20 protein-coding genes and 2 tRNA genes are annotated in these 25,256 nt (G+C 70.8%); 9 read left to right on the top strand and 13 right to left on the bottom strand.

What is annotated here, in order from left to right; translation table 11 throughout:
* Positions 1–56: 56 nt before the first annotated feature.
* The 5 genes from J5X07_RS04175 to J5X07_RS04155 form a co-directional block, all read right to left on the bottom strand.
* Complete coding sequence (locus J5X07_RS04175) at positions 57–2,093, bottom strand: alpha-amylase family glycosyl hydrolase (protein WP_208478780.1); 2,037 nt, start codon at positions 2,091–2,093, stop codon at positions 57–59.
* A gap of 7 nt (positions 2,094–2,100) precedes the next feature.
* The gene (locus J5X07_RS04170; protein ID WP_124933794.1) at positions 2,101–3,006 is read right to left on the bottom strand and encodes a sugar ABC transporter permease; all 906 of its coding nucleotides are present in this window, start codon (positions 3,004–3,006) and stop codon (positions 2,101–2,103) included.
* Between the two features lie 21 nt (positions 3,007–3,027).
* The gene (locus J5X07_RS04165; RefSeq protein WP_208478779.1) at positions 3,028–4,605 is read right to left on the bottom strand and encodes an ABC transporter permease subunit; all 1,578 of its coding nucleotides are present in this window, start codon (positions 4,603–4,605) and stop codon (positions 3,028–3,030) included.
* 219 nt (positions 4,606–4,824) lie between these two features.
* Positions 4,825–6,120: a sugar ABC transporter substrate-binding protein gene (locus tag J5X07_RS04160; RefSeq protein ID WP_208478778.1), complete on the bottom strand. Its 1,296-nt coding sequence runs from the start codon at positions 6,118–6,120 to the stop codon at positions 4,825–4,827.
* A gap of 120 nt (positions 6,121–6,240) precedes the next feature.
* Positions 6,241–7,467: an alpha-amylase family protein gene (locus J5X07_RS04155; protein ID WP_208478777.1), complete on the bottom strand. Its 1,227-nt coding sequence runs from the start codon at positions 7,465–7,467 to the stop codon at positions 6,241–6,243.
* 79 nt (positions 7,468–7,546) lie between these two features.
* Between J5X07_RS04155 and J5X07_RS04150 the strand changes: the two genes are divergently transcribed.
* The 3 genes from J5X07_RS04150 to J5X07_RS04140 all read left to right on the top strand — a co-directional run bounded on the left by J5X07_RS04150 (position 7,547) and on the right by J5X07_RS04140 (position 11,718).
* On the top strand, positions 7,547–8,869 hold the full coding sequence (locus tag J5X07_RS04150; RefSeq protein WP_208478776.1) for a deoxyguanosinetriphosphate triphosphohydrolase: 1,323 nt from the start codon (positions 7,547–7,549) through the stop codon (positions 8,867–8,869).
* Between the two features lie 126 nt (positions 8,870–8,995).
* Positions 8,996–11,005: a DNA primase gene (dnaG, locus tag J5X07_RS04145; RefSeq protein ID WP_208478775.1), complete on the top strand. Its 2,010-nt coding sequence runs from the start codon at positions 8,996–8,998 to the stop codon at positions 11,003–11,005.
* Between the two features lie 212 nt (positions 11,006–11,217).
* Positions 11,218–11,718 carry a DUF3145 domain-containing protein gene (locus tag J5X07_RS04140; RefSeq protein ID WP_124933800.1) on the top strand — a complete coding sequence of 167 codons (501 nt, stop codon included), beginning with the start codon at positions 11,218–11,220 and terminating at the stop codon, positions 11,716–11,718.
* 33 nt (positions 11,719–11,751) lie between these two features.
* Here J5X07_RS04140 and def read toward each other — a convergent pair whose 3' ends face one another.
* The gene (def, locus tag J5X07_RS04135) at positions 11,752–12,243 is read right to left on the bottom strand and encodes a peptide deformylase (RefSeq protein ID WP_124933801.1); all 492 of its coding nucleotides are present in this window, start codon (positions 12,241–12,243) and stop codon (positions 11,752–11,754) included.
* 302 nt (positions 12,244–12,545) lie between these two features.
* On the opposite strand from def, the gene J5X07_RS04130 reads away from it, so the two are divergent.
* Both J5X07_RS04130 and J5X07_RS04125 read left to right on the top strand, forming a co-directional pair.
* Positions 12,546–12,989 (top strand): hypothetical protein, encoded by a 444-nt coding sequence (locus J5X07_RS04130; RefSeq protein ID WP_208478774.1) that lies wholly within the window; start codon positions 12,546–12,548, stop codon positions 12,987–12,989.
* 5 nt (positions 12,990–12,994) lie between these two features.
* Entirely contained in the window at positions 12,995–13,822 is an 828-nt protein-coding gene (locus J5X07_RS04125; protein WP_185732027.1) for a DUF1828 domain-containing protein, read from the top strand.
* 217 nt (positions 13,823–14,039) lie between these two features.
* Here the strand turns inward: J5X07_RS04125 and J5X07_RS04120 are convergent.
* From J5X07_RS04120 to J5X07_RS04100, 5 genes are all read right to left on the bottom strand, one after another.
* Positions 14,040–14,111, bottom strand: a tRNA-Asn gene (locus J5X07_RS04120).
* Between the two features lie 91 nt (positions 14,112–14,202).
* Positions 14,203–14,799 carry a hypothetical protein gene (locus tag J5X07_RS04115; RefSeq protein WP_208478773.1) on the bottom strand — a complete coding sequence of 199 codons (597 nt, stop codon included), beginning with the start codon at positions 14,797–14,799 and terminating at the stop codon, positions 14,203–14,205.
* A 69-nt stretch (positions 14,800–14,868) separates the two neighbouring features.
* A complete protein-coding gene (locus J5X07_RS04110; RefSeq protein WP_208478772.1) occupies positions 14,869–16,146 on the bottom strand; it encodes a beta-ketoacyl-[acyl-carrier-protein] synthase family protein in 1,278 nt (425 codons plus the stop codon).
* A gap of 2 nt (positions 16,147–16,148) precedes the next feature.
* Positions 16,149–16,394, bottom strand: coding sequence for an acyl carrier protein (locus tag J5X07_RS04105; RefSeq protein ID WP_124933806.1), 246 nt, complete (start codon positions 16,392–16,394; stop codon positions 16,149–16,151).
* A gap of 97 nt (positions 16,395–16,491) precedes the next feature.
* Positions 16,492–17,685, bottom strand: a complete 1,194-nt coding sequence (locus J5X07_RS04100) for a PucR family transcriptional regulator (protein ID WP_124933807.1) — start codon at positions 17,683–17,685, stop codon at positions 16,492–16,494.
* Between the two features lie 250 nt (positions 17,686–17,935).
* Here J5X07_RS04100 and aspA point away from each other — a divergent pair, with 250 nt between their 5' ends.
* Complete coding sequence (gene aspA / locus J5X07_RS04095; protein WP_208478771.1) at positions 17,936–19,426, top strand: aspartate ammonia-lyase; 1,491 nt, start codon at positions 17,936–17,938, stop codon at positions 19,424–19,426.
* An 88-nt stretch (positions 19,427–19,514) separates the two neighbouring features.
* Here aspA and J5X07_RS04090 read toward each other — a convergent pair whose 3' ends face one another.
* Both J5X07_RS04090 and aceE read right to left on the bottom strand, forming a co-directional pair.
* A complete protein-coding gene (locus J5X07_RS04090; RefSeq protein WP_124933809.1) occupies positions 19,515–20,216 on the bottom strand; it encodes a hypothetical protein in 702 nt (233 codons plus the stop codon).
* A 3-nt stretch (positions 20,217–20,219) separates the two neighbouring features.
* Positions 20,220–22,979, bottom strand: coding sequence for a pyruvate dehydrogenase (acetyl-transferring), homodimeric type (aceE, locus tag J5X07_RS04085; RefSeq protein ID WP_208478770.1), 2,760 nt, complete (start codon positions 22,977–22,979; stop codon positions 20,220–20,222).
* A gap of 360 nt (positions 22,980–23,339) precedes the next feature.
* On the opposite strand from aceE, the gene J5X07_RS04080 reads away from it, so the two are divergent.
* The 3 genes from J5X07_RS04080 to J5X07_RS04070 all read left to right on the top strand — a co-directional run bounded on the left by J5X07_RS04080 (position 23,340) and on the right by J5X07_RS04070 (position 25,241).
* Entirely contained in the window at positions 23,340–23,744 is a 405-nt protein-coding gene (locus tag J5X07_RS04080; protein ID WP_124933811.1) for a DUF3052 domain-containing protein, read from the top strand.
* Between the two features lie 121 nt (positions 23,745–23,865).
* Positions 23,866–23,938, top strand: a tRNA-Val gene (locus J5X07_RS04075).
* A 280-nt stretch (positions 23,939–24,218) separates the two neighbouring features.
* Positions 24,219–25,241: a LacI family DNA-binding transcriptional regulator gene (locus tag J5X07_RS04070; RefSeq protein WP_208478769.1), complete on the top strand. Its 1,023-nt coding sequence runs from the start codon at positions 24,219–24,221 to the stop codon at positions 25,239–25,241.
* Positions 25,242–25,256 lie beyond the last annotated feature (15 nt).

Raw genomic sequence — 25,256 nt, 5'->3', positions numbered from 1 at the left:
TGGTTCGACGGTAGCAGGGGCGGCCCTCCCGGGCAGCCGCCGCCTGAGGCGCCCTCCTACTCCCATGGCAGCAGGGCGGCGACGGCGGAGCCGGGCCCGTGAGCGCGGATGCTCAACTGGGCGCTTGACCCGCCAGCGGTGAGCCCGATCTCGACGGCGTCGAAGGCCCAGGTGCGGTCCGGGCCCTGGGCGGGCAGCCGCTCCAGGGGGACGACCAGCTCATCGCATGCGGAGCGGGCGAGCGCCACCAGGACGTCGCCCTGCGGGTGTGTGCGCAACCATACAATCATGTCCGGGCCGGCGTCGAGGAAGCGCGTGCCGCCGCGGCGCAGCGCCACCAGGTCGCGGCGCAGACGGCTGAGCCGGCGGTAGCGATCGAGCACTACCCGGTCCACCGGCCCCCAGGACCCCGTCTCCTCCACCTCATCGGCCCGCAGGGCCCCGCGCTCGTCCCGGGCCCAGGGGATGGTGGTGCGCGAGTGCTCCCCGGTGCGGCCGCGGGCGCCGAGCTCGTCGCCGGAGAAGATCGTGGGCACCCCCGCCATGGTGAACAGGGCGGTAGCCGCCACCAGGTGGGCCGGGCGCGAGCCGACCACCGTGCGCACCCGGGGAGTGTCGTGGGAGCACAGCATGTTCATGGAGCGCTCCAGGGAGCTGGTGGGCATCTGCGCCAGGTACTGGCGCATGCCCGCCACCACCGCCCGGCCGCCCAGATGGGGCAGTGGCATGGGCAGCCCCAGCCAGGTCAGGCCGTCGGCCGGGTCGGGGTCGGACAACCAGGCCCACAGGGGCTTGGTGAAGCCCAGGTAGTTCATCGTCCCGTGCCATCCGGGCCCCTGGAGGTCGGCCGAGGCATCGTGCCCGTGCTCGGCCACCAGCCAGCGCTGGCGGCCGTCGTCGGCCTCGGCCTGGCCCATGGTGGCGCGCATGTCCCCGGCCACCTGGTGGGCCAGGTCCACCATGCCCAGGCGCCCGGTCATATTGGCCACATCCACCCTCCACCCGTCGGCGCTCACCGGCGGGGCCAGCCACCGTCCTACCGCCGAGTCGCGACCCAGCAGCAGACGCCGGCGCAGCTCCTGGCTGCGGTGGTCGAGCTTGGGCAGGGAGGGGACGTCCAACCAGGAGGCGTACTGGTCGGGATGCCGGCTGAAGGAGTAGAAGCCCGCCTCAGTACTCGTGGCGCTGGCCTGGGCCGATCGGAACCACTCGTGCCCCTCCCCGGTGTGATTCGTGGTCAGGTCCAGGATCAGGCGCATGCCCCGGGCGTGGAGGGCCCGGCTCAGGCGCTCCAGGGCGGGGGCGCCGCCCAGGAGCGGATCGATCTCGTCGAAGGTGGTCGAGTCGTAGCGGTGCACCGAGCCCGCGGGGAAGACGGGAGTGAGGTAGACGGTGTCGATCCCCAGGGACTCCAGCCAGTCCAGGTGCTCGGCGATGCCGTCCAGGTCCCCGCCGTACCACGCCTGCGCCGTGGCATCGCCCTCCGCTGGCGGCTCATCGAGCCACCCGTGGGGCTGGGCCCACTGCGGCGCCCGGCGCCGGGCGCCGCGGGCCGAGGGGGCGAAGCGGTCGGGGAAGATCTGGTAGGCCACGGCGTCGGGCACCCATGCGGGGCCGTCGTCGTGTGGGAGCACCTGGAAGTCGGTGGCGTCGGGGACGTCGTGGTCGCTGACGCCGGCGGCATGGAGCCACCGGTAGGGGGTGGGCGAGTCGGGCTCCAGGATGAGGAAGCGGTAGCGGTTGACGGGGTTGACCAGCCGCACCGGCCCCTGCCACCAGGTGCCGGCGCGGCTGCGCCCCGCCGGCTCCATCTCGGTGTTGACCGGCTCGCCGTCGACCACCTGGCGCAGGATCACCCGGTGGTCGGCGGTGGTGGGCACCCACAGGCGGGCGGTGAGCGTGGCGCCCCCGGCCCGCTCCCCGAGCAGGTAGGCCGGGCCGGTGTCGTGGTGCGGCTCGGATCCGATCCCGATCCCCAGCTGGGCTGCGGCGCCGGTGGCCGGGCAGGGCGGGGGCGCGGTGGTGCCCTGGCGGCTGGTCGTCCGTCGCCGGCCTGCCTGCGCCTCCCGCTCCTGCCCGCGCTCCCCGGCCATCGGGGCCTCAGCCCTTGACGGCGCCGGCGGTGGAGCCGCCGACGATGTAGCGCTGGAGGAACTGGAACAGGGCGATGACCGGGACCATGGTCATCACCGCGCCGGCGGCGAAGAGCCCGAGGTTGTTGGAGCGGTTGCCCGAGAGCATCCCGTACAGGCCCACCGCCAGGGTCTTGGTGGAGTCGTCGGTCAGGAAGATGGAGCCCAGGAGGAACTCGCTGATGATGCCCACGAAGGCCAGCAGGAAGGTGGTGGCGATGATGGGCTTGAGCGTGGGCAGCAGGATGATGCGGAAGACCTGCCAGTGGGTGCAGCCATCGATGATGGCGGCCTCGTCCAGCTCGCGCGGGATGGTGTCGAAGGTGCCCTTGATGAGCCAGACCTGTCCCAGGCAGCCGCCCATGAGGGCCAGGCTGTAGCCGGTGAGGGTGTTCAGGCCCAGGGCGGGGACGACCTCACCGATCTGGGAGATCATGTTGTAGATGGCGATCGCGGACAGGATCGCGGGGAACATCATGATGAGCAGCAGGGCCAGCAGGCCCCCGCGCCGGCCCTTGAAGCGGAAGCGGGAGAAGGCGTAGGCGCCCAGCAGGGAGAAGAAGATCTGGGTGGCGGCCACCACCGAGCAGATGATGATGGTGTTGAGGTACCACTGCAGGAAGGGGCCATGGGCACCCGAGAGCAGGGCCTGGTAGTGGACCAGGCTGAAGCGGGTGGGGATGAGCTGGGTCGAGGCCACCGTGCCCAGGGGGTTGAGCGAGGCGGAGACGACGTAGAGCACGGGGAAGGCGGCGAAGGCCAGGGCGATGATGCCCACGACGTGGCGCCAGCCGATCTCGCGGAACCAGCGCCCGAAGGACATGCGGTTCTCAGTGACGGCGCTCGTGGGAGCAGGTGCGGTGTCAGTAGCCATGATGATGGGGATCCTGCCTGGTCAGTTGATGTCTTCGAGGGCCTTGGTGGCGCGGAACTGGACGGCGGCCAGCACTCCGGTGATGGTGAACAGGACCACGGAGACCGCTGAGGCGAAGCCGTAGTCCGCGCCCGAGCCGCCGAAGGCGATGCGGTAGACCATGGAGATGAGGATGTCCGTGCCGCCGCGGGTGTACTCCCCGGAGGCGAAGGGGCCTCCCTGGGTGAGCAGCTCGATGGCGTTGAAGTTGTTGAAGTTGAAGGCGAAGGAGCTGACCAGCAGGGGCGCGACGGCCACGAGCAGCAGCGGGGCGGTGATGCGCAGGGTGGTCTGGATGCCGGTGGCCCCGTCCATCTTGGCGGCCTCCTTGACATCGGCGGGGATGGACTGCAGGGCCCCGGTGCACACGATGAACATGTAGGGGAAGCCCATCCAGGTGTTGGTCAGCAGGATCGCGATCTTGGCCCAGGTGGGATCCGAGAGCCACGGGATGGACAGGTTCAGGCTCTCGTTGATGAGGCCGAAGTCCTGGTTGTAGAAGTTGGACCAGATGAGCAGGGAGATGAAGCCGGGAACCGCGTAGGGCAGCAGCAGGAAGGAGCGGTAGAGGCGCCGGCCCTTGATGCGGTCGTCGTTGAGGACCAGGGCCAGGAAGAAGCCGACGATGAAGGTCAGGAAGACCGAGAAGAAGGCGAAGGTGACTGTCCACACGAAGGCCTTGAAGAACTCGGCGCTGATGGCGCTGCTGGTGAAGAGCCGCTCGTAGTTGGTCAGGCCCACGTTCTGCTTCCAGGACTGGGGCAGGCTCTGGCCCGCCTCATTGACGAAGCGGTCGGAGCTGCCCACCTTCTGCACCGAGTAGACCTCGCCGGTGGCGGTGTTGGTGATGGTGTCGGCGGCCTCGTCGTAGACCATCTGCTTGGTTCCCTCGAAGGCGGCGCGCACGCCCTGGACCTTGATGGCGCTGGTCTCGGAGACCGAGAGCGTCAGGGCGGAGATGTCCTCATAGGCGTTGTTGATCTCCTTGGGGGTCAGGATCGTGTAGCCCTCAGCGGCGGTGACGAAGCCGTCGCTGACGGTGACCTCGGAGTCCTTGGCCTTCTGGACGTGCTCGCCGTCGGCCCCGAAGAGCACCTCCTGGGTCTCGGGGTCGACCAGGAACAGGGAGAACGGGCCCTCAGCGGCATCTCCGGTGGTGCCCACCGAGAGGTTGTACAGGGGGGAGTTGTCGGTCTGCACCACCGAGTTGTTGGTGATGGAGGTGATGGCCTCCTCCTTGGTGCCGCGGAAGCCGTCGCCGAAGTTGGTGAAGGAGGTCTGGATGGTCAGGATGATCGGGACGATGAGGAAGACGGCCAGGAAGAAGGACCCGGGGAAGAGGTACTTGCCGGGGACGAACCTCTTGGTGGAGTAGAGCACGAACATGGCGGCGGTGGCCAGGGCCACGATCGCCAGCCACATCCACATCTGGAAGTGGATGAGCAGGGGCAGCAGGTAGATCGCCGTGGCAAGGGTCACGGAGAGCACGGCGACCCGCCCCAGGATGCCGGGGAGGGTGGTGGTCTTCTCCCGCACGGGCGCGGTGGGATCGGACGTCATTGTCGGGGGCCTTTCCGGTAGGAGCTCAGGCGGATGGGGAGGGACGGAACCGGGCGCGCCGCCGTCGGTCCCAGCGCACGGGCGCGCCGACGAGGGGGCGGTGAGGGGAACGGGGAGGGGAGGCCCCCGCGGGGCGATCGCCGGGATGGCGCCGCCCCGGCCCGGGGGCGCTGCCCCGCTGAGGACCGGGCGGTCACCCGGCCCCCAGCAGGCGCTGGATCAGCCGTTGATGCTCTTCTTGATCTCGTCGGCGGCGCTGGTCATCGTCGAGGTCGGGTCGGCACCGTCGATGACGTTGGCCTGGGCCTGGCCCAGGGGCTTCCACACCGCGCCCATGGCGGGGATGGCGGGCATGGGGTCGGTCTCGGCGGCGAGCTTGGCGAAGGTGACCATCTCGGGGCTGGAGGAGGCCAGCTTCTCGGCCAGGTCCTTCTGGGCCGGCGGGAGCTCGTTGGAGGGGAACATGGACTCGGCGAAGGTGGAGTCCTTGGCGGCGTCGGCCACGAAGCTCTCGGCGAAGGCCTTGTTCTGGCCCTTGGAGGCCACGTAGAAGCAGTTGACGCCCACGAAGGGGCGGGCCTGGCTGCCCTCGATGTCCTTGAAGCCGGGGATCTTGGCCACGGCGTAGTCGATGCCGGCCTTCTTGACGTCGGCCAGGGCCCAGGGCCCGGAGATGAGGTAGGGGGCCTTGCCCTCGGTGAAGGTGGCGATGGCGTTGTCATTGGTGATCGACTTTCGCAGGACCTTCTCGCTCCCGAGCTGCTGGATCATCTCGGCGGCCTTGATGGAGCCCTCGGAGGCCACTCCCAGCTCGTCGGCCTTGTAGGCGCCCTCGGAGTCCTTGCCGAAGAGGTAGCCGCCGCCGGCGGTGAAGATGGGCTGCATGTGGTAGGCGTCGCCCTCCTCGCCCACGGGCAGGGACAGCACGACGTCGGTGCCGGCTGCCTTGCCGGCCTCGACGAGCTCCTCGATGGAGGCGGGCTCGGCGACCTGGGTCAGGCCCTTGTTGACGTACAGGGCCAGGGTCTCCACGGCATAGGGGACCCCGTAGGTCTGGCCCTCATAGGTCACGGCCTTGAGGGCGACCTCGTCGAAGTTGGCCTGGGCCTCCTTGGACAGGGTGACCGGGGCGATGGAGGAGTTCTGGACCAGGTTGCCGATCCAGTCGTGGGCGCCCAGGACGATGTCGGGGCCGTTGCCGGCCTGGTTCGCGGTGACGAAGCTGTCCTGGGTGTCCTTGGCCACGACCTGGACGGCGACGGTGATGCCCTGCTCCTTGCCCCACTTCTCGGCGATCTCCTTGAGGGAGCCGGCCTTCTTCTCATCGGCCCAGATGACCAGGTCCGCGTTGGCGTCGCGCACCATGGCGCCGTCGGAGGCGCCCTCCGAGGCGCCTGCGGCGCTGCCGGAGCCGCTGGACTGGTCCGATCCCTGGGAGCCGGAGCAGGCCGCCACGGCGCTCAGAGTGGTGGCGATGGCGGTCATGGTCAGGAATGACCGGCGGTTGAGTGCCACGAGGATTCTCCTTCGAATCAGGTTGGGGCGGGTCGCCCCTGAGGATGATCCGAATGTAGCCCCGTTGTGCAAACTTTGCAAGGACTGCACGAAGTTTGCAGGCCGGTTTCAGCCGCCGGGTCAGGCCACGGTGGTCGCCTCCAGCCAGGCCGTCGTCGTCGGCGGGACCATGACCCGCCCCTCGTCCCGCCCCAGCGGCTGGGAGGACAGCAGCACCCGCGCATCCGCGGGCAGGATGAGCGGGGCATCAGACATATTGACCACCACCAGCACATCGCGTGACAGGAAGGTCAGGGCCTCAGGGGTGCTCCACTCCAGGCCCGTGACGAAGGCCATCGGGGCGCAGGCCAGGCCGCGCTCCTGGCGCACATGGGTGGCGTGGCGGACCGTGTCCACCGGCGAGCCGATACTGGACTGCTGCTCCTGGGCCAGGGAGGCCACCAGGCCGGCCAGCGCCAGCGGGTCGCCGGGCCTATCGGCGTCGGCCATGGCGAGCTCGTCCCCCTGGCGCAGGTAGACCGAGCCGGGCAGGGCCAGCATCATCGCTTGCAAGGCTGTTGCACGCCGCAGGCGCTCAGCGGGGTCGGTGGAGTACCACCTCATGCCGTCCCCGGGGTGCAGCTCCTCCAGGAGCGCGTGGGGTGGCATGAAGCGCCAGCTCGGCGGCGCCCCGAAGCGGCAGCGCTCGTCGAAGGACTGGGTCAGGCGGGCGGTCAACGACCCGGGTTCCCAGCGGGCCAGTGCCAGGCGGTCATCGCGCAGGTGGTGGACCCAGTCGTCCTGGAGGTGGTGGTGCAGGGAGTCGGGGTGATCGGCGGTGACGTCGGCCCCCACCACGCCGTCCTCGGTGTGCTCCGCCACCAGGCCGTGCAGGATCGCCACATACCTGCTCAGGGATCCCAGGTCCGTCTGCCTGGTCACCGAGGGCGGGAGGATGGTTCCCAGGTCGATGCCGTCGGCGCCGGCGCGCAGATAGCCCTCAGCCCGGTGCAGGATGTCCTCGCCGGGCTGCTCGCGCCCGGTGAGGAAGGCGGTGCACTCACCGGCATGGGGCCCCGTGATCGGTCCCAGGGCGCCCGAGACCCGGATGATGGCGCGCAGCCCCCGCTCGTGGGCCCGGGCGATGAAGTCCTCCACGACGCCCATCTGCGTGGCCGCATCGATCAGGCTCGGGCGCAGCAGGACCGCCTCGAAGCCGAGGGAGACGACGTGGTCCAGGACGGAGTCGCTGCGCCGCAGCTCGGCGGCGCCCAGATCGGGTGCGAGGAACTCGTAGACCAGTGCGTGGCGCCACCACTCCTCCGGTCCGTCATACGACCGGTGGACAAGCGTGGTGGTCGTGGTCACAGAAGGCGTCTCCCTCATGCCAGGCGGGCGTCCCTACAGATTCGGACATCGTAACCCGACCCTGCGATACCTTGTGGCCATGTCCGCGCACCCTCCCGTGCCTCCTCCCGCTCCCCGGCCCGGGCCGCCGGCCCCCGATCCGGTCGGCGGCTACAGCGCCCACGACATCGAGAGGTTCCTGCCCGAGCCGGGCAAGGACCCCCGGCGAACCCCCTTCGAGCGCGACCGGGCCCGGGTCCTGCACTCCTCGGCACTGCGCCGGCTGGGGGCCAAGACCCAGGTGCTGGGGCCCTCGGCCGATGACTTCGTGCGCACCCGCCTCACCCACTCCCTGGAGGTCGCCCAGGTGGGGCGGGCCCTGGGCCAGGCGCTGGGATGCGACCCCGACGTCGTCGATGCGGCCTGCCTGAGCCACGACCTGGGCCACCCGCCGTACGGGCACAACGGCGAGAAGGCCCTGGACGTCGTCGCCGAGGGGATCGGCGGCTTCGAGGGCAATGCCCAGACCTTCCGGCTGCTGACCCGCCTGGAGCCCAAGACCCTGGACGCCGCGGGCCGGTCGGTGGGCCTCAACCTCACCCGGGCCGGCCTCGATGCGGTGGCCAAGTACCCCTGGGCCAAGGGCGGCGGGCCGGGGCAGTGGCGGTCCAAGAGCCGGCGCAAGTACTGCGCCTACCCCGAGGACGCCGAGGTCTTCACTTGGATGCGCCGGGGCGCCCCCGAGGGCCGGCGGTGCCTGGAGGCCCAGATCATGGATCTGGCCGACGACGTGGGCTACTCCGTCCACGACGTCGAGGACGCCATCGCCCTGGGCCGCATGGACCCTGCTCGCCTGGGCGACCAGGCCGAGGTCGACCGCCTGGTGGAGGAGACCCTGCAGTGGTACGGGGGCGCCATGAGCGCCGATGCACTGGGGGCCGCCTGGGATCGCCTGGCCGCCGTGCCCTTCTGGATCCGCTCGTACACCGGCTCGCGGGCCGACGCCGCGGACCTGAAGAACCTCACCAGCGAGCTCATCGGCCGCTTCGTGTCCTCAGTGGCCCAGGCCACCCGCGAGGTCTACGGGCAGGGGCGGCTGACCCGCTACGGGGCGGACCTGGTCATCCCCGAGGCCACGGCGGCCGAGATCCTGGTCCTCAAGGGCGCGGCGGTGCGCTACGTCATGGCGCCGCGCGAGCACGAGCCGGTCTACCTGCGCCAGCGCACGGTCATCTTCGACCTGGCCGACGCCCTCATGGAGGGCCGGGGAGCCCACCTGGACCCGGCCTTCGCCCAGGACTGGCAGCGCGCCGAGAGCCAGGACGAGCGGCTGCGCGTGGTGGTGGACCAGATCGCCTCGCTGACCGACACCTCCGCCCGCGCCTGGCACGCCAGCCTCTGCGGCCTGTTCTCCCAGGTCTAACCCCCTCCTTTCGACAATTTGCATGAGATCGTACTTCTCCAGGCCTGGAAAACGCCGATCTCATGCAAATTGTCGAAAGTTGGGAGGGGTGGGCGCTCCGGTGCCGGCCTCGCCTACCATGGGCCCGTGCCGGGACTGATCAAGCGCGAGGACATCGAGGCCGTGCGCGAGCGCGCCCGCATCGAGGATGTCGTCAGCGAGCACGTGACCCTCAAGAGCGCGGGCGTGGGATCCATGAAGGGGCTGTGCCCCTTCCACGACGAGCGCACCCCCTCCTTTCACGTGCGCCCCCAGCTGGGCTACTGGCACTGCTTCGGATGCGGCGAGGGCGGGGATGTCATCACCTTCATCCAGCGGATCAGCCACCTGGGCTTCACCGAGGCCGTGGAGTACCTCGCCGACCGCACCGGGGTCCAGCTGCGCTACGAGGAGGGCGGGCAGGTGCGCCGCGGGGTGGAGCCCGGTACCCGCCAGCGCCTCATGGACGCCAACCGCCTGGCCGAGGCCTGGTTCGCCGAGCAGCTGGCCACCCCCGGCGCCCAGGCCGCCCGGGACTTCCTGACCTCCCGCGGCTTCGACCGCCGCGCCGCCCTCCACTTCGGCGTCGGCTACGCCCCGGCGGGATGGGACAACCTCGCCCGCCACCTGCGAAGCGCCGGCTACACCGAGGCCGAGCTGGTCGACTCCGGGCTGTGCAGCCGCGGCGGCCAGGACGGCAGCCGCGTCTACGACCGCTTCCGCGACCGCCTCATCTGGCCCATCCGCGACATCACCGGCGCCACCGTGGGCTTCGGGGCGCGGCGCCTGTCCGAGGACGACAAGGGCCCCAAGTACCTCAACACCCCCGAGACCGCCGTGTTCCACAAGAGCCAGGTGCTCTACGGCCTGGACCTGGCCAGGAAGGACATCGCCCGGGGCCACCGCGTGGTCGTCGTCGAGGGCTACACCGACGTCATGGCCGCGCACCTGTCGGGGGTGACCACGGCCGTGGCCACCTGCGGCACCGCCTTCGGGGCCGACCACGTGCGCGTGGTGCGGCGCCTGCTGGGCGACGTGGCCGACCCGGCCGCGGGCGTCATCACCGGGCAGGGCCGCGAGGCGCGCGGCGGGGAGGTCATCTTCACCTTCGACGGCGATGCGGCAGGTCAGAAGGCGGCGCTGCGGGCCTACGGCGAGGACCAGCGCTTCGCCACCCAGACCTTCGTGGCGGTCGACCCGGGGGGCATGGACCCCTGCGACCTGCGCATGAGGGAGGGCGACCAGGGCATCCCCCGCCTGCTGGAGCGGCGCGTGCCCCTGTTCGAGTTCGTCATCCGCTCCTCCCTGGCCAGCCTCAACCTCGACACCCCCGAGGGTCGCATCCAGGGACTGCGCGCGGCCGCGCCCGTGGTGGCCGGCATCCGGGACCGGGCCCTCAAGCGCGAGTACACCCGCCGCCTCTCGGGCTGGCTGGGACTGCCCGACGGCGAGGTGGTCGGGGCCGTCAGGGCCGCCGAGCGGCGCGGAGCGCACCCGGCGCCCGAGGGCCAGTGGCCCATCGAGGGCCCCGACGGCGCCCAGGGCCCGCCCCGGTCCCGCGGGCTGGCGCCGGTGAGCGACCCGGTCGAGCGCCTGGAGCGCGAGGCACTGGCGGTCATCATCCAGATCCCCGCCTCCGCGGCGGCGGTGGGTGCCGATGAGATCGGGGCGGGATCCTTCAGCCAGTCCACCCACCGGGCCGTCTACGAGGCCATCGAGGCCGCGGGCGGGGCGGGGCGGGCCCAGGACATGATCCGGGCGGCCCTGGCGGAGGGACTGGCCGAGACCGAGGCGGAGCGCCGCGCCACTCAGCGGTGGATCGAGGAGGTGCGCGCCGGGGCCGTGGGGATCATCGACGCCGCCATCACCGAGCTGGCCGTCGCCCCGCTTCCACTGCCCACCATCCGCGGGCGCGGGGCAGAGCTCGATGCCGGGGCGCTGGAGCGCTACGCCACCGGCGTGCTCAGCTCCCTGGCGGTCATGGGCATCAACCGGCGCCTGGCCGAGCTGCGCTCGCGCCACCGCCGCGTCTCGGGACAGGACGGGGACGACCGCGAGCTGCTCGCCGAGATCACCTCGCTGGAGCAGCGCCGCATGCGCATCAAGCAGGGCCTGTAGCTGCCCGGGGGCGCCTGGCGCGAGTTGAGCCCGAGGCCGCCGTGCCCCCGGCGCCGAGACGCGATCGAGACGGCGCGGGGCGCCATGGGGCTGGACCGCCGATGGGCTGTGGGGCACAATGTGCGTGCACGCCGCGTGCGTCATGAGAGGCATCCTGAGGATCGAGACCGTTGGGGAAGGCGAATCTCGAACCACATCAGGAGGCGATAGTCATGATCGGTGCCTACACCCGCGGTGTCATCTTCGTGCACTCTGCACCCCGGGCGCTGTGCCCCCACGTCGAGTGGGCGGCCGCCGAGGTGCTGGGCTCGCGCGTCCACCTGGACTGGATCGACCAGCCCGCCGCGCCCGGCATGATGCGCGCCGAGACCAGCTGGGTGGGCCCCGCCGGAACGGGGGCCACCCTGACCTCCGCACTGCGAGGTTGGGCCAACCTGCGCTACGAGGTCACGGAGGAGGCCAGCGCCGGCACCGACGGCGGGCGCTGGTCCCACACCCCCGACCTGGGGATCTTCCACGCCCAGACCGACGTCCACGGCAATGTCGTCGTGCCCGAGGACCGCATCCGAGCCGCGCTCATGCACTCGGCCGACCCCGATCGGATGCGCCGCGAGCTGGACCTGGCCGTGGGCCAGGCCTGGGACGACGAGCTCGAGCCCTTCCGCTACGCGGGCGCGGGCGCCCCCGTGCGCTGGCTCCACCGGGTCGGCTGAGGAGTCGGGCCCCGTGGCGGTGGGGCCCTGCCGCTACAGGCCCTGGGCGCGCAGCTCCTTCATGGCCTGGGCGCGGTTCTTGCGGTCCAGGCGGTCGAGGTAGAGGTGGCCGTCGAGGTGGTCGAGCTCGTGCTGGATGCAGCGGCCCATGAGCTCCTCGCCCTCGACGACGACCTTGCGGCCGTCCAGGTCGATGCCCTCGGCCCGGGCGTACCAGGCGCGCTGGGTGGGGAACCACAGCCCCGGCACGGACAGGCAGCCCTCGTCGCCGTCCTGGTACTCCTCGGTGGAGGCCTCCACGAGCCTGGGGTTGAGGATGTAGCCGATCTCGCCGTCGATGTTCCAGGAGAAGGCGCGCAGGCTGACCCCGATCTGGTTGGCGGCCAGGCCGGCGCGGCCGTCCTCGTCCACCGTCTCCAGGAGGTCCTCGACCAGGGACTTCACGGAGTCGTCGATATCAGTGATCCAGTCGCACTCGGTGCGCAGCACCGGGTCGCCGATAATGCGGATGTCGCGGTAAGCCATGGGCCCATCCTCCCATGGCTGAGGGCGGGGCCCGACCACGGCGCGGGACTGGTGCGGGGTGATGCTGGGGGATGCGGCCTCGGCCCGGCCCCGGTGCCGGGCCGGCGCACGACGAGGCTCGGAGGGCCCCGGGGAACGACAGAGCCCCGGCCGTGGGGACCGGGGCTTCCGAGGGGCTCCTGCGGCCCTATGATCGTTCTACGGTGACGGACCCAACTTCTTACCTGCGGGAGATGTGGGAGGCAGACGTGGTGCGACGAGAACGTGCGAGGCATGCGGCTGGAGTCATCCCGCCTGGGGTCATGGCCCACCTGCTGGGGGACGGCTCCGCCGCCCGTACTGAGGGAATGATGACCTGGACCTCCAGCAAGCCCAAGGACGTGCGCAACCACGTCGAGGTCATCACCGGCACGATCGAGGTGGAAGGGGCCTACCTGCAGATGCAGTACAACACACCGCGCCCCTGGGCGGTCCGCCTGATCTACCTGGGATCCGCGGTCCCCATTCGGCGGGTCTGCGTCCACGGCAACGGACACGGCCTGGGCAGGTGCACCCATATGCACACCTACCAGCCTGCTGACGGGTCAGAGCGGTGCGTGGCGGCGGAGGGGTTCCCGGAGTGCCGGATCTCCTCTAGCGTGACCAACGATGAGCGGTGCAAGATGTTCCTAGCGTTCGCCGATCTGTGCCACGTGGACGCCAGCGGACTGACATGGGTCGACCCACCCAAGGAGGAGATGAGGTGATCCCTATGGATGTCAAGACACTGACCAGCAAGTACCTCTCAGCCATCAACGATGGGGTCGAAGCCCTTCAGACCCCCGACGGGTTCATCGTGTGGATGCCCGCCTACTACAGCGACGGCGATGGAGTGGTCCTGTCTGTGCGCCGTGCCGCCGGGGGCTGGATGATCACCGACGACGGTTCGACCATGTCCAACCTCCACACCCAGGGCGCCGCCATCGAGAGCCCGACGTTCGCCGAGGCCTGGCGGAAGCTCGCACGGCCCGCAGGGGACTTCATCCCTGGGGATCAGGGGCCTGAGGATGGCGAGATCACCGCATGGGCCACCGACACCAGTCTGGGTGACGCCCTCAACCTCGTCGCGCTGGCCGCCGTGCGCGCCGAGGGCCTGGCCTTCATCCGCGAGCGCGAAGGTGGAGAGCGCTTCGCGACCAAGATCGGCAAGCGCATCGGGTTCCTTCTCAACAGCGCAGAACTAGTCGATCGCGGGTTGACCAGGGGGCGGAGCCTGACCCTGCAGTCGGGCCGCTCCAAGCGGGTCACCGCCTCCATCGAGCGCAACGGGAGCACGCTGGCCGTTCTGCAGGCAGTGGGCGGTCGTGACGACACTGCGCGCGAGCGGGCCTTCGAGCGCTGCTTCACGATGTTCAGCCGGGCGCAGATCGACCAGGAGCGCAGGTACGCGGTCGTGGAGAGCACCGAGGATTGGGACAGCACCGTCCTGGCGGATCTCCGAGAGGTCGGACAGGTCCTGGCCTACCGGACGCAGTCGGACTTCGACAGGGAGTTCAAGAGGGTGGTTGCGGTATCACTGGGCCGCGCTGTCCGCGCCTGAGAGAGCATGACAAGGGCCGGCCTCCACCGCGCTATGGCGGGTGGTTGAGGCCGTCCCGGATAGGTCCGAGGCCTCCTGGACTGTCGGCACTACAGCCGTGTCAGGGCCCATGTCGCTAACCCGCACACGTGGCATTCCCTGACTCGTGACTGGTGGCAGCCCGACCGGTCCGGGGAACGACGGAGCCCCGGCCGTGGGGGCCGGGGCTTCCGAGGGGCTCCTGCGGCTGGACTCGAACCAGCAACCGTCCGATTAACAGTCGGATGCTCTGCCATTGAGCTACGCAGGAATGCGCGTTGTGCGGGTTGAACTGTAGCAACGATTCCGTGTGATCGTCGAATCGTCGCGTCCCAGGAGAACCTTGAAATGACGCGCGAAGGTCAGGCTGTGGGCAGGCCCACACCGTCGGCGGCCCGTTTCTCCAGCTCCCGCAGCGCGGCGGCGTCGGCCTCATCGGGGCAGTGCGCGGGTCGGGTGATGGAGTACAGGCGCCCCCGGGCGTCGCGCCGGATGCTGGCCGAGGCGGGTGCGCCGCTGGGCAGGGTGGTGGTGGCGCTGTGGATGATGGCGGCCTCCACCCGCTGGCGCAGGGCCCTGGCGAAGGGCTCGACATCGCAGTCCACGTAGCCGGTCTCCCGCCGCACCCCCGCGGGCACGCGGAGCACCAGATCGGGGCGCTCCATCCGCGTCCACCGCAGGGTGAAGGCGCGCTCCCCGGCGTCCCAGGAGCCGTGCTCCACCTCATCCCAGCCGTGGCGCTCGGCGTAGGGCCCGGGGCCGATGGCTCCGGGGCCGGGGGCATCGTCCTCGCGCCCGGCGCCGGCGCCGCGGCTGAGGACCACCAGGTGGTGGGCGGTGGCCACGGCCCAGGAGGAGTCGTCCTGGGCGAGTGGGACGGCGCCCAGGACGCGCTCCTCGACGAGCGCGAGCAGGTCGGCAGGGGGCCGGGCGGCGGCGCGGCGGCGGAGGATCGGCATGGTGGCAGGCTACCGGCTCCGGCGCTGCGGGCTCCCAGTGCCTCCCGTCGCCGAGGGCGGCGGGCTCATCTACGGGCGGGTGAGGACGAGGGCGGCATTGTGCCCGCCGAAGCCGAAGGAGGTGCTCACCGCCACCTCCAGGCCCGCCAGCTCCCGGCCCTGGGGGCCGACGACGTCGAGCCCCAGGGCGGCGATGCCGGGGTCCACCCCGGCGGGCAGGAGCGTCGGCGGGGCCCACTGGTCCCGGAGCGCCTGGATGGCCAGGATCGCCTCCAGCCCGCCCGCGCCGCCCAGGAGGTGGCCGGTGGCCGACTTGGTGGCGCTCACGGCGGCCTGGGGGACGGTGGCGGCGAGCATGGCGGCCTCGACGGCATCACCGGCCGGGGTGGAGGTGGCGTGGGCATTGACGTGCCCCACCTTGCCGGCCTCCAGGCCGGCGCGATCCAGGGCCAGGCGCAGGGCCCTGGCCTGCTGCGCGCCGCTGGGCTCGGGGCGGGCCACGTCGTAGGCGTCGGCCGTCACCGCGGCACCGGCGAGGACCGCCAGCGCCTGGGCTCCCCGGGCCCGGGCGTGCTCGGCGGACTCCAGGACGACGACGCCGGCACCCTCGCCCAGGACGAAGCCGTCGCGGTCGGGGGCGAAGGGGCGGGAGGCGGTGGCGGGCTCCTCGCCGCGGGTGGACAGGGCGCGCATCGCCGCGAAGGCGGCGATCGTCATGGGGTGGAGGGCCGCATCGGTGCCTCCGGCCACCACCACCTCGGCCCGGCCCAGGGCGATGAGGTCCGCGCCATAGGCAATGGCCTCGGCACCCGAGGCGCAGGCGGAGACGGGGGCGTGGATGCCTGCGCGCGCCCCCAGCTCGATGCCGACGGCCGCCGCCGGGGCATTGGGCATGAGCGCCGGGATGGAGGTGGGCAGGACTCGCCTCGGGCCCCGGTCGCGCAGGGTGTCCCAGGCCTCCATGACCGACAGCACCGGGCCCATGCCGGGGGAGAGGGACACGGCCAGCGCGTCGCCGTCGACCTCGGGCTCGCCGGCTTGCGCCCAGGCCTGCCTGGCGGCCAGGAGCGCGCACTGGGAGGCCCGGTCCAGGCGCCGCATGAGCCTGGGGGCCAGCAGCTCGTCGGGGTCGAGGGCCAGGGGCGCGGCGATGGAGACGGGGAGGCTGTGCCCGGCCACCAGATCCGGGGCCAGCGCGGTCACCGCGCAGCGCCCCTGCCGCAGGCCCTGCCAGGTGGTGGGCAGGTCCGCGCCCAGAGGGTTGACGGTCCCCATGCCGGTGACGACGACCCGGCGGCAGTCGGGTCCCGGTGCGGCGCGGCCCTCGCCCCGTGCGGGGGCGGCCATGGTCAGGCCTGCTGCGCGGTGACCAGGTCCACCAGGGAGCCCACGGTGGGCAGAGTGGGGATGAGGGAGTCGTCCAGGGTGACGGAGAAGCGCTCCTCGACCTGCGTGGCGATGGTCAGCAGACCCAGGGAGTCGATGTCCAGGTCCTGGGCGAAGCGGCTGTCCCGGGTGATGGAGGAGGCCTCCACCCCCGCCTCCTCGGCGACGATCCGGGTGATGGTCTCAAGGACCTCGGTGCTCTGGGTCATGGCGATCTCCTTATCGCTGTGGCGGGGGCGGCTGGGCGGCGCTGGAGCGTGGGGCGCCGCGCGCACTCCCGGAAGGCTACTCCTCCTGCTCCGCGTCCTACTCCTCGCGCCCGGCGGCCAGGCGCCCGGCGATGATCGCCATGTGGAGCATGAGGCCGTCGCGGGCGTTGGTGGCATCCCAGCCGACCTGCTCGCTGACCCGCCCCAGGCGGTAGCGCACGGTGTTGGCGTGGACGAAGAGGCTGCGGGCGGTGGCCTCCAGGCTTCCGCCCAGGGCGAGGTAGGTGGCCACCGTGCTCTCGAAGGGATCGCCCATGGCGTGGAGGGGGGCGTGCACCAGGGACAGGATCTGCTCGCCGGCGAGCTCGTCGCCGGCCAGGAGGCGCTCGGGCAGGAGGTCGTCGGCGTGGACCGGGTTGGGGGCCTCCTGCCAGCCGGGGATGGCCCGCAGGCCGGCCAGGGCCGAGCGCAGGGACCGGCCTGCTTGGGAGACGCCGGAGACCACGGGGCCGACGACGGCCGAGCCGCCCAGGCCCCCGGCGATCTGCATGGCCGCGTTGTCCACGGCGCGCTCGGCGGGCTCGGACTTCGAGGCGGCGGTGCTGTGGTCGGACTCGGGGGAGCCTCCCAGCACGATGAGCACGGAGTCCCCGCGCACGGAGACCAGGCAGTCGGTGGCCAGGGTGCGGCACTCGTGGCGCAGGCGGGAGACGCCCAGGGCATCGAGGGAGGCCCTGGCCGCGATGCCGACGACGGGCCCGATCCCGCGCCATCCCGCGGAGCCGGCCCTGGTGGTGGCGTCCTCGGGGCTGTCGTGGAGCATGGCGTCCACGGCCACCGACTCCAGGCGGGCGTCCCAGGCGCCGCGGGCCTCGGCGGCGCGCGCGTAGACCTCGGCGGCCGCGAAGCCCACGTCCCGGCCGAAGGTGAGCACGAGGATGCGCACGGCGTCGTGGTCCTCGTCGGGCACCGCCTTGGGGGCCTCGTCGACCACGACATCCAGGACGGTGCGCACCAGGGCCAGTGTCTGCTCCAGGGTGATGACGCCGGTGAGGGCCGCCGGGGCCACGGAGAAGATCTGGGAGGGGGACAGGGACTGCCCGGGGTTCTCCGCGGAGTCCACGAACATGGTCACGCCCAGGCGTGCCACCGCTGCAATTTGCTCCCGATCGCCCTCGGGCAGCGTGCGGTAGAAATCGTGGGCCGAACTGATGCGGTCCAGTGAGTGCTCAATAATCGTGTCCTGCGCGTCTCGCAGCGCAGTCACTCCCGGAGTGCTCAACTCGTCCATGACTGGGATGGTACATACTGGAAAACCTCAATCACAGGAGCGTCTCGTTGGGCATGGCGTGTGATCCGACACGGGTTTGCCGCTGAATCTGGGGAACTGGCGTGGGATCGGCCCGGCGGGCGCGGCGCTACATGTGACTAAGTTGTGACCTTATTGTGGGTTCATACCGGATGAATGGGCGATCGGGCCTGTCATGGCCTATTGTGTACCTGTCAACTATAGGCTCGCGCGGACTACCGGAGGAGCAGTGATGTCACAGGCCACCCGAACCGAGGAGGATCTGCTGGGGACGCGGGAGGTGCCGCGTGAGGCCTACTGGGGAATCCACACCCTGCGGGCCATGGAGAACTTCCGCCTCTCGGGCTCCTGCGTCGGCGATGAGACGGCCTTCGTGCACGGGATGGTGCAGGTCAAGCAGGCGTCGGCGCAGGCGAATGCGGAACTGGGCACCCTCGATGATGGTATTGCGCAGGCGATCATCTGGGCGTGCCGACAGATCCTCACGTCGAGCCGGTGCCTCGACCAGTTCCCGGTCGACCAGTTCCAGGGCGGTGCTGGTACAAGCGTCAACATGAACACCAATGAGGTGGTGGCCAACCTGGCGCTGGAGCACCTGGGCTACCCCAAGGGTCGATATGACGTCATCAACCCCAATGATCACGTCAATAAGTCGCAGTCGACTAATGACGCCTACCCGACAGGGTTTCGCCTGGGGCTGTATGCCCTGGTCGAGCGGCTCATCGAGGAGCTCGACCGTCTCATCGGGGCGATGCGCGCCAAGGGCCGGCAATTCGACACTGTGCTGAAGATGGGGCGCACCCAGCTCCAGGACGCGGTCCCCATGAGCCTGGGCCAGGAGTTCGAGGCCTTCGCGGTGCTCCTGGAGGAGGAGGTGCCCCGCCTGCGCAACAACTCGGCGCTGCTGCTGGAGGTCAACCTCGGGGCGACCGCGATCGGCACCGGCCTGAACACCCCGCCCGCCTACCAGGACACGGTGGTCCGCCATCTCAGGGCCATCACCGGCCTCAACATCCGCGGCGCCAAGGATCTGCTGGAGGCCACCAGTGACACCGGGGCCTACGTCTCCATGCATGCCGCGATCAAGCGCCTGGCGGTCAAGCTCTCCAAGATCTGCAACGATCTGCGCCTGCTGTCCTCCGGGCCGCGCGCCGGCCTGGGGGAGATCCGGCTGCCGGAGCGGCAGGCCGGGTCCTCGATCATGCCGGCGAAGGTCAACCCGGTGATCCCCGAGGTGGTCAACCAGGTGTGCTTCAAGGTGTTCGGCAATGATGTGGCGCTGACCTTCGCCGCTGAGGCCGGCCAGCTCCAGCTCAACGTCATGGAGCCGGTCATCGCCCAGGCCAGTTTCGAGTCCCTCAATCTGCTCACCCGCGCGATGTCCTCGTTGCGCGAGCTGTGCATCAGCGGCATCGAGGCCAATGAGGAGGTGTGCCGCCGCAACGTGCTGGAGTCCATCGGGATCGTCACCTATCTCAACCCGGTCATCGGCCACCACAATGGGGATCGGGTCGGGCGCGAGTGCGCGAGGTCGGGGCGCAGCGTGCGCGAGGTCGTCCTGGAGATGGGCCTGCTGGAGGAGAGGGTCCTCGATGAGCTGCTGAGCCCGGAGAACCTGCTGCGGCCCCACTACCGCGACATGACCACCTACACCGGGACCGACCCCTCAACCCCGCCCACGATCCCCACGGCTCCCGACGCCGCGGGCTCCCACAGCTTCTAGGGGCCCCGCACCGTCAGGCCACCAGTGCCCGGCCGCTGGGGCGGGCACTGGGGCGCGGCGGTGCGCGCCGACGGGCACGGCGCGGGCCCTAGGACGCGGGGGAGCAGGAGGCGACGAGGTGGGCCAGCGAGTCCCTGGCCACCACGTTGGAGTCGGTGCCGTCCTGCTCGGACAGCGGCACCGAGTCCCGCCAGAACACCTGGTTGTAGTAGCCCGAGTCGAGCTCGACGAGGCCGTGCTTGACGACGGTTCCCTTCTCGAAGACGACATTGCGCACCGAGTTCACCCACACGATGTTGCCGCTGCCCCGGATGGTCAGGGTCTCCAGCTCGCTGTCGATGATGTAGGTGAGGTGGGAGGCCTCGATGACCGCGTCTCGGGTCCCGGGCCCGATCGACACCACGCTGGCGTACTCCTCGGCCTCGACCGGGATGGTGAGGGTCTCGGCGCCGGCCACGGTGTGATCGACCTCGGCCTGGGCGCTGGCGCGGTCGTTGCTGATGTCCAGGTCCTCCGGGTCGGGGGTCTGGCCCTCGGCATCGGCGATGTCCAGGGAGGTGCAGTTGCCGTACTCCAGGGGGTCGAGCCCGGTGGAGCCCTCCTGCTCCACCGAGCCGTCCGGCTCCGCGGCCTCCTGCGCCGCCTGGTCGGCCGGTGCCTCAGGGGCCTGGGCGGCGGGCGCCGAGCCCCCCGCCTGCGGCAGGAGGCCGCAGGCGGCCAGGCTCATGAGGCACGCGCCGCTCACCACGGCCCGGCGCCAGAGCGCCGGGCCGGGAACAGGACGGATCATCCCTCAGGCCTCCCCGCCCTGGCCGCCGGAGGTGCCCGCGTTGACGTTGGACAGGTCGTAACGGGCCACGGCCTCGGCGAGGACCGAGCGGTCCATGGCGCCCTGCTCGGCGAGGGCCTGGAGGGCCTTGACCACCACGCTCTGGGCGTCGATGAGGTAGTGGCGGCGCGCGGCGGCGCGGGTGTCGGAGAACCCGAAGCCGTCGGCGCCCAGGGTGTGGTAGTCGCCGGGCACCCAGGCGCGGATCTGGTCGGGCACCAGGTGGTCGTAGTCGCTGGTGGCGATGAAGGGCCCCTGGGCCTGGGACAGCTTGGCGGTCAGGTAGGGCACGCGCGGCTCGTCCTGGGGGTGGAGGAGGTTGTGCCTCTCGGCCTCCAGTGCCTCGCGCCGCAGCTCGTTCCAGCTGGTGACCGACCAGGTCGAGGCGCGCACGCCCCAGTCCTGCTGGAGCAGGTCACGTGCCTCCTGGATCCACGGCAGGCCCACGCCCGAGGCCAGCAGCTGGACCTCGGGGCCATCGCCCTCGGGCGCGCCCTGCAGCTGGTGCAGGCCGCGGATGATGCCCTCGACGTCGACGCCCTCGGGCTCGGCCGGCTGGTGGATCGGCTCGTTGTAGACCGTCAGGTAGTACATGACGTCGCGGTTGCGGCCCGAGTCGGGGCCGTACCAGCGCTCCAGGGCGTCGCGCACGATGTGCCGCATCTCGTAGGCGTAGCCGGGGTCGTAGGTGATGACGGCGTCATTGGTCGCCGAGATGATCGGGGAGTGGCCGTCCATGTGCTGGGTGCCCTCGCCGGTCAGGGTGGTGCGCCCCGCAGTGGCCCCGATGATGAAGCCGCGCGCCAGCTGGTCCCCGGCGGCCCAGAACTGGTCGCCGGTGCGCTGGAAGCCGAACATCGAGTAGAAGATGTAAACCGGGATCATGGGCTCGCCATGGGTGGCGTAACTGGTGCCGGCCACCTGGAACAGGGCCGCCGATCCGGCCTCGTTGATGCCGGTGTGCATGAGCTGGCCGGAGTCGGACTCGCGGTAGGACAGCATCATGTCGGCATCCACCGGGGTGTAGTTCTGCCCCTGGGTGTTGAAGATCTTCTTGGTGGGGAAGAGGGACTCCAGGCCGAAGGTGCGCGACTCGTCGGGGACGATGGGCACGATGCGCCGTCCGATGCCCTTGTCCTTGAGCAGCTCCTTGAGCAGGCGCACGAAGGCCATGGTGGAGGCGACCTCCTGCTTGCCCGAGCCGGACTTGAGGATGTCGTAGGCCTTGTCCCCGGGCAGCTCGAGCTGCTTGCCGCTGTCGCGCCGCTCGGGCAGGAAGCCGCCGAGCTGGCGGCGCCGCTCCAGCATGTAGAGCAGGGCCGGGTCGTCGTCGGCGGGGCGGTAGTACGGCGGGCGCTTGGGGTCGGCCTCGAGCTGGGCGTCGGTGATCGGGATGTGGAGGCGGTCGCGCAGGGCCTTGAGGTCCTCCAGGCCCAGCTTCTTCATCTGGTGGGTGGCGTTGCGCCCGGCGAAGTGCTCGCCCAGCAGGTAGCCCTTGACGGTGTGGGCCAGGATGACCGTGGGCTGGCCCTTGTGCTCCATGGCGGCCTTGTAGGCGGCGTACATCTTGCGGTAGTCGTTGCCGCCGCGCTGCAGGGCCCAGATCTGGTCATCGCTCCAGTCCTTGACCAGGGCGGCGGTGCGCGGGTCGCGGCCGAAGAAGTGCTTGCGCACATAGGCGCCGTCGTTGGCCTTGAAGGTCTGGTAGTCCCCGTCGAGGGTCTCCATCATCAGGTGCTCCAGGGCGTGGTCCTTGTCCGCCGCCAGGAGCTGGTCCCAGCCGCGGCCCCAGATCACTTTGATGACGTTCCATCCGGCGCCCTTGAAGAAGGCCTCGAGCTCCTGGATGATCTTGCCGTTGCCGCGCACGGGGCCGTCGAGGCGCTGGAGGTTGCAGTTGACCACGAAGGTGAGGTTGTCCAGCTGCTGGCCCGCGGCGAGCTGGAGCATGCCGCGGGACTCGGGCTCGTCCATCTCCCCGTCGCCCAGGAAGGCCCAGGTGTGCTGCTGGGAGGTGTCCTTGATGCCGGAGCCGGTGAGGTACTTGTCGAACCAGGCCTGGTAGATGGCCTCGGCGGGGCCCAGGCCCATGGACACGGTGGGGAACTCCCAGAAGTCCTCCATGCGGCGCGGGTGGGGGTAGGAGGGCAGGCCCCGGCCCTCGCCGCGGGCGGGGTGGGAGACCTCCTGGCGGAAGCCGTCGAGGTCGGCCTCGCTCAGGCGGCCCTCGATGAAGGCCCGGGCGTAGTTGCCGGGGGAGGCGTGGCCCTGGAAGAACAGGTGGTCCCCGCCGCCGGGGTGGTCCTTGCCGCGGAAGAAGTGGTTGAAGCCCACCTCGTAGAGGGTGGCGGTGGAGGCGTAGGAGGAGATGTGCCCGCCCACGCCGACGCCGGGGCGCTGGGCGCGGGTGACCATGACGGCGGCGTTCCACCGCAGCCAGCGGCGGTAGGTGCGCTCGGCGTCCTCGTCTCCGGGGAAGTAGGGCTCATCGGCGACGTCGATGGTGTTGATGTAGGGGCTGGTCAGCTGGGCCGGCACCGAGACGTTCTTCTGGCGGGCCTCGGCGAGCATCGACAGCAGGATGAAGCGGGCCCGCGGGCCGCCCTTCTCCTCGATGAGGGCGTTGAGGGACTCGCGCCACTCCCTGGTCTCCTCGGGATCGTTGTCCGTGACCTTGGTCAGGAGGCCGTCGATGAGCGGAGTGGAGTCACTGGTGGGGCTCACGGGTTCCTTCTTCCTCGCGTCCGTGCGGTGGGGACCGGCTCGCCATGGCCCGCCCCGACCCGTCGTCGGTGGCGGGCCCGGTGAGTCAGGCCGCAGTGATTGACGATCCTAATCTACGTTCTCAGTGGTCTCAGGGATGCACCGGTGAAGGAAAAAGGTCCCATGTCACGTGTGTGGTGGATCACTGATGTGTCGCCGGGTGATCGGCCCGGGATGAGGAAGCGGCCCGATCCGGCGTCGGGGCGAGCGTTCTCACTTGCGCGCGGACGGCTGGTGCGGTGGGCTAGTGCCACGGGGCCCGACCGCGGGCGCCCTGACGACGGGCAGACGGGCCAGGGCCCGGAAGGACGGTGTGGACAAGTGGCGAGCACAGCGGGTGGGGCCTTCGGCTTCTCCTCGGGCCTCATCATCCAGGAGTTCGGGTACGACGACGACGTCGAGCCCGCCCTGCGGCAGGCTGTTGAGGCCGAGACCGGCACCGAGCTGGTCGATGAGGACTATGAGGACGTCGCGGATTCGGCCATCGTGTGGTGGCGCGCCGAGGACGGGGATGTGGACGACCTCACCGACCTTCTCGTGGACGCCCAGGCCAACCTCGATGGCGCCGGCACCATCTGGGTGCTCACGCCCAGGGCCCGCACCACCGGTGCCGTGCCCTCCGCTGAGGTGGAGGAGGCCGCGGCCACGGCGGGGATGCACGCGACCTCGACGGCGTCCCTGGGCGAGCACTGGAGCGGGACCAGGGTCTCCTCCCGCAAGCGCTGAGCGCCGGCGGGCGCGAGCCGGAGCCGGCGGGCGCGGATATGCGCGCGCCAGCCGGTGCGGTAGCCTGCTCCGGGTCGGCGGCCCTGCGGCTGATGGGCTGTGGGGGGGGGCGCCGGCCCAGGGACCTGTAGCTCAGTTGGTAGAGCAACGCGCTTACACCGCGTTGGTCGTCGGTTCGAGTCCGGCCGGGTCCACCGCGGGTCGGCGGCGCGGCCAGGAGTCGGCGCGCGATGGGCTCCGTCATGAGGCGCTGGCCCGGATGGAGCCGTGCCTCCAGTGATCCCAGCACTCCCGGGGCGCCCAGGTCCCAGGGTGCCCGGTTCCCCGGGCGGCGGCCAGGGCCCCGGGAGGGTTCCAGAGGGGGCTCCGCGTGCCAATGCAGCGCATAGTGCCACTCATCTAGTGTCGCAAGTCACGCGAAACGATTGAGATTAACGTTTGTCGTGTCGTGAGGCACCATGCATCATGGATGCTGTGACCCCGACCCGAGTGCGCCTGACCGATATCGCCGCCGCCTGCGGCGTGTCGGCCTCCACCGTGTCCTACGTCCTGGCGGGCAAGGCCTCCGAGCGTGGACTGAGCGAGGAGACCGTCGAGAAGGTCAGCGCCGTCGCCAACGACCTGGGTTATGTCCGCAACCGCAGCGCCCGGGCGCTGCGGCGGGGGCGGACCAGCACGGTCGTCCTGTTCTACGAGCCCCCTATGAACCGCTTCGTCGAGCGCTACCTGCTGCGGGCGGCGAGGATGCTCCAGCGCCACGGCCTCCAGATCCTCGCGCTGCCCGTCATCGACGGCGACATCAGGATCATCACCGACGCCCTGCGCTCAGGCGTCTGCGATGGCGGGATCGTGAGCATCTCCCGGGACCAGCTCGCCCGGCTCTTCGAGGCACTGCCCACCCCGCCACTGCCCACCGTCGTCCTCGGTGCCGAGAAGGGCGATCCCACCGGGTACGACCAGGTCCACTACGAGGAGTACGACGCCGTCATCGAGGCCCTGGCCGTCCTGGTCGACCGCGGCTCGCGTGTCATCGCCATGGCCGCCCAGGAGGCGGACCCGGTCCAGGCCCGCCGCTCGGTGCGCTGGCGCGCCTATGAGGACTTCCAGCGCCGTCGCGGGGCCGAGCCCATCCTGCTCATGCATGTTGATGCCTCCATCCCCAGCGCCTTTGAGCAGGCAGTCCGCCTCCTGCCCGAGCTCCGGGCCCGCGGTCAGATGCCCGACACGGTCTACTGCGGGTCTGACCGTGTGGCCATCGGCCTGGCCATGGCGGCCGGCCAGCTGGGCATCGAGGTGCCCGAGGAGCTCAGCATCCTGGGGACGGGGAACTCCTCCGACGCCCTGAGGCTTGAGCAGCCCCTGACCAGTGTGGGACTCAGCGACGAGTCCATCGACGCCGTGCTCAACGCACTCATCGCACGGCTGGCAGATCCAGCACCACCGGCTTCCGTCATCACCGGCAGATGGCGGCTGTTCCCGCGTCGCACGACGCGGTGACGACCACACGATCAA

It is taken from the genome of Actinomyces bowdenii, assembly GCF_017592395.1.
GTDB classification, from domain to species: Bacteria; Actinomycetota; Actinomycetes; order Actinomycetales; family Actinomycetaceae; genus Actinomyces; species Actinomyces bowdenii.
This window is presented reverse-complemented; position numbering and strand designations above follow the sequence as displayed.

Bases quoted from the DNA above. Each gene is read 5' to 3' on its own strand.
- J5X07_RS04130 (WP_208478774.1), top strand. From the start codon at position 12,546: ATGGCCCACCTGCTGGGGGACGGCTCCGCCGCCCGTACTGAGGGAATG.
- aspA (WP_208478771.1), top strand. From the start codon at position 17,936: ATGTCACAGGCCACCCGAACCGAGGAGGATCTGCTGGGGACGCGGGAG.
- J5X07_RS04100 (WP_124933807.1), bottom strand. From the start codon at position 17,685: ATGGACGAGTTGAGCACTCCGGGAGTGACTGCGCTGCGAGACGCGCAG.
- def (WP_124933801.1), bottom strand. From the start codon at position 12,243: ATGGCTTACCGCGACATCCGCATTATCGGCGACCCGGTGCTGCGCACC.
- J5X07_RS04165 (WP_208478779.1), bottom strand. From the start codon at position 4,605: ATGACGTCCGATCCCACCGCGCCCGTGCGGGAGAAGACCACCACCCTC.
- J5X07_RS04175 (WP_208478780.1), bottom strand. From the start codon at position 2,093: ATGGCCGGGGAGCGCGGGCAGGAGCGGGAGGCGCAGGCAGGCCGGCGA.
- J5X07_RS04170 (WP_124933794.1), bottom strand. From the start codon at position 3,006: ATGGCTACTGACACCGCACCTGCTCCCACGAGCGCCGTCACTGAGAAC.
- J5X07_RS04140 (WP_124933800.1), top strand. From the start codon at position 11,218: ATGATCGGTGCCTACACCCGCGGTGTCATCTTCGTGCACTCTGCACCC.
- J5X07_RS04115 (WP_208478773.1), bottom strand. From the start codon at position 14,799: ATGCCGATCCTCCGCCGCCGCGCCGCCGCCCGGCCCCCTGCCGACCTG.
- J5X07_RS04105 (WP_124933806.1), bottom strand. From the start codon at position 16,394: ATGACCCAGAGCACCGAGGTCCTTGAGACCATCACCCGGATCGTCGCC.
- J5X07_RS04110 (WP_208478772.1), bottom strand. From the start codon at position 16,146: ATGGCCGCCCCCGCACGGGGCGAGGGCCGCGCCGCACCGGGACCCGAC.
- J5X07_RS04150 (WP_208478776.1), top strand. From the start codon at position 7,547: ATGTCCGCGCACCCTCCCGTGCCTCCTCCCGCTCCCCGGCCCGGGCCG.
- J5X07_RS04090 (WP_124933809.1), bottom strand. From the start codon at position 20,216: ATGATCCGTCCTGTTCCCGGCCCGGCGCTCTGGCGCCGGGCCGTGGTG.
- J5X07_RS04125 (WP_185732027.1), top strand. From the start codon at position 12,995: ATGGATGTCAAGACACTGACCAGCAAGTACCTCTCAGCCATCAACGAT.